Source organism: Pseudonocardia kongjuensis, from assembly GCF_039526905.1.
Lineage (GTDB): Bacteria > Actinomycetota > Actinomycetes > Mycobacteriales > Pseudonocardiaceae > Pseudonocardia > Pseudonocardia kongjuensis.
Genome location: NZ_BAAAJK010000040.1, coordinates 26,864 through 35,877, shown reverse-complemented (window position 1 = coordinate 35,877; position 9,014 = coordinate 26,864). Strand labels below are relative to the sequence as shown.

6 protein-coding genes are annotated in these 9,014 nt (G+C 78.3%); all 6 read left to right on the top strand.

Going from position 1 to position 9,014, the window contains the following annotated elements; genetic code table 11:
* The first annotated feature begins 235 nt into the window (after nt 1-235).
* The 6 genes from ABD160_RS26660 to recN all read left to right on the top strand — a co-directional run bounded on the left by ABD160_RS26660 (nt 236) and on the right by recN (nt 8,893).
* Entirely contained in the window at nt 236-3,889 is a 3,654-nt protein-coding gene (locus tag ABD160_RS26660) for a hypothetical protein (protein WP_344027303.1), read from the top strand.
* Nucleotides 3,886-4,881, top strand: a complete 996-nt coding sequence (locus ABD160_RS26655) for an HAD hydrolase-like protein (RefSeq protein ID WP_344027301.1) — start codon at nt 3,886-3,888, stop codon at nt 4,879-4,881. The genes ABD160_RS26660 and ABD160_RS26655 overlap by 4 nt, the downstream gene beginning before the upstream one ends.
* A 106-nt stretch (nt 4,882-4,987) precedes the next feature.
* Nucleotides 4,988-5,194 (top strand): hypothetical protein, encoded by a 207-nt coding sequence (locus tag ABD160_RS26650; RefSeq protein ID WP_344027299.1) that lies wholly within the window; start codon nt 4,988-4,990, stop codon nt 5,192-5,194.
* Between the two features lie 2 nt (nt 5,195-5,196).
* Entirely contained in the window at nt 5,197-6,015 is an 819-nt protein-coding gene (locus tag ABD160_RS26645; RefSeq protein WP_344027297.1) for a TlyA family RNA methyltransferase, read from the top strand.
* On the top strand, nt 6,012-6,935 hold the full coding sequence (locus ABD160_RS26640; protein WP_344027295.1) for an NAD kinase: 924 nt from the start codon (nt 6,012-6,014) through the stop codon (nt 6,933-6,935). The genes ABD160_RS26645 and ABD160_RS26640 overlap by 4 nt, the downstream gene beginning before the upstream one ends.
* Before the next feature lie 101 nt (nt 6,936-7,036).
* On the top strand, nt 7,037-8,893 hold the full coding sequence (gene recN / locus ABD160_RS26635; RefSeq protein WP_344027293.1) for a DNA repair protein RecN: 1,857 nt from the start codon (nt 7,037-7,039) through the stop codon (nt 8,891-8,893).
* The last annotated feature ends 121 nt before the right edge of the window (nt 8,894-9,014 follow it).

Sequence of the window (9,014 nt, the reverse complement as noted above, 5' to 3'; positions counted from 1 at the left end):
CCGGTAGCTAAGCCTTTCTGCGCCGATGGTACTGCACTCGACAGGGTGTGGGAGAGTAGGTCGCTGCCGACATTCAACCTTTGAAAGGGGGAGTCCGTTCCGGTGTTGTCACCGTTCGGGCTCCCCCTTTTTCTCTTTTCTGGGACCGCCCCCACCTGGCCAGGTGGGAGGAACGGTCAGCTCGGTGCGGTCGTCCGACCGCGGAAGTGACGGTGTTCCTTTGTACCCTGAGCACGTGACGGACGGGAAGCGTCCCGGCAGCGGCCGGGGAGGCGGTGACCGCGGGCGCGCGGAGCGGTCCGGCGGCGCCGGCTCGCGGTCCGGCTCCGGCTGGGGCCAGGGCGGTGGCGACCGGACCCGGAGCGAGACCGGACGCTCGGGGGAGCCGCGCGGCCGGCGCGACGACCGACCCGAGCGCGGCGGCCCCGACCGGCCCCGCGACGACCGGCCCCGCGGGAGCGGCGGGCCGAACCGCGGCGGTGGCTACCGGGGTTCCGACGACGGCGGCGCGGGACGGCCCCGCCGGGACAACGAGGGGCGTCGGGGCGACGGCCCGTCGCGTGGCAGGCCCGAGTCCGGTGGTTACCGGGGTCGCGGCGGCCGGGACGACGACCGGGGCCGCGGCTCCGGCGACGGCGAACGCCGCGGGACTGGCGGCTACCGCGGCCGGAACGACCGCGACGGTGGCGGCCACCGCGGGCGCGCTGAGAGCGGCGGCGGCTACCGGCGTCGCGACGACGACGGCGGCGGCTACCGCCGTCGCGAGGACGACGGTCGCCGCGACCGGGACGGCGGCGAGCGCGGCCGTTCGGAGAGCGGCGGCAACCGGGAGGGCCGCGGCGGCGGCTACCGCGGCCGTGACGGCGAGGCCCGGAGCAGTTCCGGTGGCTACCGCGGGCGCGGTGAGTCCCCTGGCTACCGCGCGCGCGATGACCGCGGGCGCGGTGAGTCCGGTGGTTACCGCGGGCGCGACGACCGCGGACGCAGCGAGGCCGGCGGCAACCGCGGCCGCGACGACCGGGACCGCCGGGGACCGCAGCGTGACTCGGGTTCCTCCTGGTCCGGGCGCGACAGCAGGCCGGATCGGTCGGGTCCGCGCCGGGACGACGACCGGGCACCCCGTCGGGACGACCGACCCCGCAGCACCGGCAATCGCGGCGACGACCGGCCCGCGCGCTCCTACCGTGACGGTGGCGGGTACCGCGCCGGTGGCGCGGACGACCGCGGCCGGCCGTCCGGCGACCGGGGCTACCGCGGTCGTGACGACCGTGGTGGTCCGCAGGGCTCGGGCGGCGCGCGCGGTGGGCGTCCGTTCCGCGACGACGACCGGCGCACCGGCGGGTCCTACCGGGACGACCGGGGCGGGCGTCCGTCCCGGGACCGGGACGACCGCGGCGCTGGTCCGCGCCGTGAGCGCTCCGAGCGCCCGTCCCGTGAGCGCGACGGTGCCGACCGGGCGCGCAACGACCGGGCGGACGGCCCGGCCGGCCGGCGGGACGACCGGAACCGCTCGGCCGATCGCGGCCCCCGGGTGCGAGCCGACGGCTCCGAGGCCCGGTACGAGCCGCGCCCGGCGGAGCGGGGCGACGACGTCCGGCCCGGTGAGCAGGTCGGCCCGGTCCGGTCCGAGCACGACCGCGCGTTCGCGGCACGGCAGGACGAGCAGTCCGGCGGACGGCCCGGCCCGGCCGGCGAGCCCGGCGGACAGGCCGGCACCGGGGAGCAGTCCGGCGCGCTGACCGGCTCTGCCGCGCACACCAGCGGTTCGGCGGACGGCGCTGATCCCGTCGGCGACTCGGGCACCGCGGCTCCCGCCCGCGGCTCGGACGCCGCCGCGCACACCGGCGGCTCGGACGCCGCCGCGCACACCGGCGGCTTGGACACCGCGGCGCACAGTGGCAACTCGGACGCCCCCGCGCACACCGGCGGTTCGGCGGACGCCGCCGCTCCCGCCGGCGACTCGCCCACCGCCGCGTACACCGGCGACGCCGGCACCGCCGCTCCCGCCGGTGACTCGGGCACCGCCGGGTACACCGGCGACTCGGCTGCTGCCGCGCAGCGCGGCGACCGGGTGGACGCCGCCGCACAGGCCGGCGCTTCGGCGGACGCCACGGCGCAGGCCGACGCGACCAGCGGCCACACCGACACCGAGCGGGCCCGACCCGCGACGTCCGAGGCGGCCACCGCGTCGCCGGACGGGCAGACCGTCGCCGACCGGTCCCCGGAGTCCCGGCCGTCCGGCCGTCCGGCACCGCACCGCGAGCGGGCCGATCGCGATCGCCGCGACGACCGGCCCGCGCGCCGCGACGACCGCCGGGCAGGCCCCGGCCGGGACTCGCGCGGCGGCCCCGACCGCGGAGACCGCGGTGACCGGGGAGCCCGCCGTGACCGGGGAGACCGGGGAGACAGGGGAGACCGCCGCGACGGCGGCGACCGCCCCCGTCGTATCCCGGAGTCGGCGGAGCGGACGTTCGTCGCCGAGCCGGATCTCCCGGACTCGGTCTCGTCCGCCGAGCTCGACCCGAGCGTCCGGCGCGACCTGCGCGGGCTGCAGAAGGAGACCGCGGAGAGCGTCGCCCGGCACCTGGTCGCGGCCGGGATCCTGGTCGATGAGGACCCGACGCTGGCGCTCGAGCACGTGCGGTACGCACGGCGGCGCGCCTCCCGGATCGCCGTCGTGCGGGAGGCGGCCGGAATCGTCGCCTACCACGCCGGCGAGTGGAACGAGGCGCTCGGCGAGTTCCGCGCCGCCCGCCGGATGGGCGGCGGCCCCGGGCACGTCCACGTCATGGCCGACATCGAGCGTGCGCTCGGCCGGCCCGAGCGGGCGCTCGACCTGGCCCGCAGTCCCGAGTCGCGGGACCTGGGCCGCGAGGAGCGCATCGAGCTGCTCATCGTCGCGGCCGGTGCCCGGCGCGACCTCGGCGAGCTCGACGCGGCCGTCGTCGGGCTGCAGGTGCCCGAGCTCGACCCGGCCGCGCGTGACCCGTGGAGCCCGCGGCTGTTCTACGCCTACGCCGACAACCTGCTCGCCGCCGGGCGCGAGGCCGACGCCATCCAGTGGTTCGTGCACGCCCACGACGCCGACACCGAGGGCCAGACCGACGCCGCCGCCCGGATCGCCGAGCTGACCGGTGAGGAGCTCCCCGCGTCCGACGACGACGAGCTGACCATCGGCTACGAGGAGCTGCCGGACGACCCGGCGGACAGCCCGGACCCCCGCGGCGCCGCCGATCCGTCCCCCGACACCACCGGACCGGCCGAACGACCGGTCGACGGCACGCCCGTCGGCGGCGCGGCCCCCACCGGATATCCGGACGGTGGCGCACCGGCCACCGCGGACGCGGAGGGCACCGCACCGGCGACCGCCGACCGGCCGGACCCGGAACCCGCGGACGACGGCCACGAGGACCCGGCTCCCGCGCCCGATGACCAGCGCGGCAGCACGGCGCCGGACGTCGCGGTCCGGGACGCCGACGACGCACCGACCGACCACGGGGCGGCCACGGCCGATCCCGCCGGAACCCCGGTGGACGCCGAGCGACCGGTGGGTGCCGACGGACCCGACAGCGCGTCCGCTCCGGCGAGCCCCGCCACCGACGGTGCCGCCACCGACGACCCCGCCACCGACGGTGCCGTCGCTGACGGCGAGGCAGCCGACGACCCCGCCACCGACGGTGCCGTCGCTGACGGCGAGGCAGCCGACGACCCCGCCACTGACGGTGCCGTCGCTGACGGCGAGGCAGCCGGCGGCCCCACCACTGGCGGTGCTGCCACAGATGGTGCTGCCACAGATGGTGCTGCCACCGACGGTGCCGCCACCGACAGTGGGGCGGCCGACGGACCCGCCGCCGACGGGCCCGCGGACCCGGGGACGGCCCGCTCATGACCGACGACCTGCTGTCCCGCCACGACGTCCTGCTCGCCGACCTGGACGGAACCCTCTACCGGGGGCCCGAGGTCGTCCCGGGCGCGCTGGACGCCGTGCTCGGCGCGGCCGCGCGCGGCGTGCCGACCGTCTACGTGACGAACAACGCCTCCCGCAGCCCGGCGGCGGTCGCGGCGCACCTGACCGAGCTGGGGTTCCCGGCCGGCGTCGGGGACGTCCGCACCAGCTCGCAGGCCGCCGCCACGATGCTCGCCGAGCAGCTGCCGGCCGGCGCGCCGGTCCTCGTCGTCGGCACCGACGCGCTCGCCGACGAGGTCCGGGCCCGCGGGCTCACGGTGGTCGGGACGGCGGGCGAGGCCGTCGCCGTCGTCCAGGGGCACTCGCCGGACACCGGATGGCGGATGCTGGCCGAGGCCGTCGTCGCGGTCCGGGCCGGCGCGCTGTGGATCGCCTCGAACGTCGACCCGACCCTGCCGACCGACCGCGGCCCGCTGCCCGGCAACGGCTCCATGGTGCAGGTCGTGCGCACCGCGACCGGCGCGCAACCGCAGGTCGCGGGCAAGCCCGCCGCGCGGCTGCTGCGGGAGGCGCAGGGCGACGCGACCCGGCCGCTGGTCGTGGGGGACCGGCTGGACACCGACATCGAGGGCGCGCACGCACTGCGGGCGCCGTCGTTGATGGTGCTGACCGGGGTGAACGGGCCGGCCGACCTGCTCGCCGCACCACCCGCGTTGCGCCCCACCTACCTCGGTGCCGACCTGGGTGCGCTCGCCCGGCACCCGGACGAGCTGACCCCGGGGCCGCGGCCCGGCTGGCAGGTCGAGCACGGACCGGACGGCCTGCGGCTCAGCGGATCCGGTACCGGACCCGAGCCCGCGGTCGACGCCCTCCGCGCGCTGTGCGCGGCAGCCTGGGAGCACGGTGCCGGCCCGGTGACCGCCGACGGCGGAGCGGCCGCCGGGGTGCTCGACGAGCTCGGGCTCGGCGGCTGAGCACGCCCGCCCCGTCCGGTGGGCGGGGCGAGGGCGGTGCCCGCGGTCGCACCCGTCCGCGTTCGGCTACCGTGGCCAGCGAGACCCCCGTCCCCGGAGATCATCGATGAGCGTCCCCACCCCCGGCCCGCGTCCCGGTGACCCGCGGCAGGCGGCAGACCGGCCGGTCTCCGCGCTGCGTGCCGACGTCGAGGCGGCCGTCGCCGGGCTCGACGATCTCGCCGACCGGCCGGTCTCCGAGCACCCGGCCGCGTTCGAGCGGGTGCACGCCGCGCTCGGCCGCGCCCTGGGCGCCGGGCCGGAACGGGACTGAGCGTGCCGCCCACCCGCGCACGGCTGGACGCCGAGCTCGTCCGGCGCAAGCTCGCCCGGTCCCGCGGCCAGGCCGCCGAGCTCATCGCGGCCGGCCGGGTCACCGTGAACGGCATGCCCGCCGCGAAGCCCGCGACGGTCGTCGAACGGGACGCACCCGTCGTCGTCCGGCCGGACGAGGGCCCGGAGTGGGCCTCGCGCGGTGCCCGGAAGCTGCTCGGCGCGCTGGCGGCCTTCCCGGCCGTCGAGCCCGCGGGGCGGCGCTGCCTGGACGCAGGCGCCTCCACCGGCGGCTTCACCGACGTGCTGCTCGACCGCGGCGCCCGCGAGGTCGTCGCCGTCGACGTCGGCTACGGCCAGCTCGTCTGGCGGCTGCAGTCCGACGAGCGGGTCCGGGTGCACGACCGCACGAACGTCCGCGCGCTGGAACCGGAGCAGATCGGCGGGCCGGTCGACCTGACCGTCGCCGATCTGTCCTTCATCTCGCTGCGCACGGTGCTGCCCGCGCTCGCCGCCTGCACCGCTCCCGGCGGGGACCTGCTCCCGATGGTCAAGCCGCAGTTCGAGGTCGGCAAGCAGCGGCTCGGCTCCGGCGGGGTGGTCCGCGACCCGGGACTGCGCACCGAGGCGCTGCACGGCGTCGCCACCGCGGCCGGCGGGCTCGGGCTGCAGGTGCTCGGCGCCGTGGCCAGCCCGCTGCCCGGCCCGTCCGGCAACGTCGAGTACTTCCTGCACCTGCGGCGCCCCGACGGCGGCGAACCCGGTCCCGGCCCCGAGCTGGAGCCGATGCTGGCCGCCGCCGTCGCGGACGGCCCGGCATGAGGGAGGTCCTGCTCGTCCTGCACACCGGGCGTCCGGCGAACCGCAAGACGGCACTGCGGGTGATGGCCGAGCTCGGCGCGCTGGGGCTGCGCACCCGGGTGCTGGCCGACGAGTGGGCGGAGATCGGCGCCGATCCCGATCTGCCGGCCGATCTCGCGCCCGTCCAGGTCGCGGCCGGGCCGGACTGCGCGGCCGGCGCGGAGGCGGTCCTCGTCCTCGGCGGCGACGGGACGCTGCTGCGCGCCGCCGATCTCGCCCGGCCGTCCGGGGTGCCGCTGCTCGGGGTGAACCTGGGCCACGTCGGGTTCCTCGCCGAGGCCGAGGAGGACACCCTCGACGAGGCCCTCGACAAGCTCGCCGCCGGGGCCTACGAGGTCGAGGAACGGACGACGCTGCAGGCCGTGGTCCGTTCCAACGGGCACGTGCTGGGCCGGACCTGGGCGCTCAACGAGGCCGTCGTCGAGAAGACCACCCGGGGCCGGATCCTGGAGGTCGTGCTGGAGGTCGACGGCCGGCCGGTGTCCTCGTTCGGCTGCGACGGGGTGCTGTGCTCCACACCGACCGGATCCACCGCGTACGCGTTCTCGGCGGGCGGCCCGCTGATCTGGCCGCAGGTGCAGGCGATGCTGGTCGTCCCGAGCAACGCGCACGCGCTCTTCGCCCGGCCGATGGTGGTCGCGCCGGACAGCGCGGTCGCGATCGAGGTGTCCGCGGACGGACCGTCCGCGGTGCTGGACTGCGACGGCCGCCGGACGATCGCGGTGCCGCCGGGCGCCCGGGTCGAGCTGACCCGCGCCGCCGAGCCGGTGCGGATGGTGCGGCTGGCCGCGCAGCCGTTCGCCGACCGGCTGGTCCGCAAGTTCGATCTCCCGGTACGGGGCTGGCGCGGCGCCCAGCAACGGCGGTCGTCGAACACCTGATCGACCGCTCGGCGCACGGGGACGACCGTACGAACACCTGTTCGGCCCACGGCGCGTGTCGGCGATGTTCTCCGTCAGGGTTCGAACGTATGGTCCCACCCATGTTGGCCGAGATGCGGATCCAGGGCCTCGGAGTGATCGACGACGCGACCCTGGAGCTCGACCCGGGCCTGACCGTGCTGACCGGTGAGACCGGCGCGGGCAAGACCATGGTCGTGACCGGACTGAACCTGCTCGGCGGCGGCCGCGCGGAGTCGTCGCGGGTGTCGGCCGGGGCGAAGCGGGCGGTCGTCGAGGGCCGCTTCGCGGCGTCACCGGGGGCGGTCGAGCTGGCCGAGGAGGTCGGCGCCGAACCGGACGACGACGGCACCCTGATCGCGGCGCGCACCGTCTCCGCCGACGGCCGGTCCCGGGCCCACCTGGGCGGCCGGTCGGTCCCGGTCGGGGTGCTCGGCAGGCTGGCCGAGGCGCAGCTGGCGGTGCACGGCCAGAACGACCAGCTGCGCCTGCTCCGCAGCTCGGACCAGCGGGCGCTGCTCGACCGGTTCGCCGGCGACCCGGTGGCGGTCCCGCTGGCCGAGTACCGGCGGGTGCGCTCCGAGTGGACCGCCGTCGTCGCCGAGCTGGCCGAGCGCCGGGGCAACGCGCGCCGGCTGGCCCAGGAGGCCGACATGCTGCGGCACGGCCTGGCCGAGATCGAGGCCGTCGATCCGCAGCCGGGGGAGGACCGCGAGCTCGTCGAGCTGGCCCGCCGGATGGCCGAGGCGGACGACCTGCGGGCCGCCGCCGAGTCCGCCAGGGCGGCGCTGTGCGGTCCGGACGACGGTGAGCTCCCCGGCGCGGTCGGTCTCGTCGGGCAGGCCCGCTCGCTCACCGAGGGCAGCGGTGACCCGGCGCTGCGGGAGCTGGGGCCGCGGCTCGCGGAGGTGCTGGCCGTGCTGGCCGACACCGGCGCCGAGCTGTCCGGCTACCTGGACCGGCTCGACGCGGACCCGGAACGGCTGGAGCAGGTGCTCGCCCGGCAGGCGGAGCTGCGCTCGCTCACCCGCAAGTACGCCGCCGACACCGACGGCGTCCTGGACTGGGCGCACACCGCCCGCGAGCGGCTCAGCAGCCTCGACACCTCCGACGACGCGCTGGCCGGGCTCGCCGCCCGCCGGGACGAGCTGGCGGCCGAGCTGGCCCGGCACGCCGCGGCGGTGACCGCGGCCCGCACCGAGGCGGCCGGGCGGCTGGCGGAGGCCACGACCGCCGAGCTCGCCGGGCTCGCGATGCGCGACGCCCGGCTGCAGGTCGGCGTCGCGCCGCGCCCGGCGGGCGACTCCGGTCCGGTGCTGGTGGTCGGCGGCCGCGAGTGCCATGCCGGTGCCGGCGGTGTCGACGAGGTCGAGATCCGGCTCGTCGCGCACGCCGGAGCCGCGGCCCAGCCGCTGCACAAGGGTGCCTCCGGCGGCGAGCTGTCCCGGGTGATGCTGGCGCTCGAGGTCGCGCTGGCCGGTGCCGATCCGGTGCCGACCATGGTGTTCGACGAGGTCGACGCCGGCGTCGGCGGCCGGGCGGCGGTCGAGATCGGGCGCCGGCTGGCCCGGCTCGCGGCCCGGCACCAGGTGATCGTCGTGACGCACCTGCCGCAGGTGGCGGCCTACGCGGACCGGCATCTCGTCGTGCAGAAGGCGTCCGGTGCCGCCGGGGTGACCCGCTCCAGCGTGCAGCGGCTCGCGGAGGGGGAGCGCACCGCGGAGCTGGCCCGGATGCTCGCGGGGATGGACGACACCGACACCGGCCGCGCCCACGCCGAGGAGCTGCTCGCCGCTGCCACCGCGCACCGGGAGGCGGACCGCCGGGAGCAGTCCACCGCGGCCGAGCCGGCCGACCTGGCCGAGGCGCGGTCGCGGCGCACCGGAGCGGCGGCGACCACCGGCCGGGCCCGGCGCCGGAGCGTCCCGCGAGCGGGGTGAGCGGCACCGGGACCGCTCCGACCCGGGGCCCGCACGGCCCGGGGCCCGGCTGGCGGGGGATCGGGCCGGCCCGGGACCGCGCGCCGGTCCGGGACCCGCGGCGGGGCCGGGCCGGCCCGGG

What these genes read in the sequence shown, in the direction of transcription:
- ABD160_RS26655 (WP_344027301.1), top strand. Translation starts at nt 3,886, where the DNA reads ATGACCGACGACCTGCTGTCCCGCCACGACGTCCTGCTCGCCGACCTG.
- ABD160_RS26650 (WP_344027299.1), top strand. Translation starts at nt 4,988, where the DNA reads ATGAGCGTCCCCACCCCCGGCCCGCGTCCCGGTGACCCGCGGCAGGCG.
- ABD160_RS26640 (WP_344027295.1), top strand. Translation starts at nt 6,012, where the DNA reads ATGAGGGAGGTCCTGCTCGTCCTGCACACCGGGCGTCCGGCGAACCGC.
- recN (WP_344027293.1), top strand. Translation starts at nt 7,037, where the DNA reads ATGTTGGCCGAGATGCGGATCCAGGGCCTCGGAGTGATCGACGACGCG.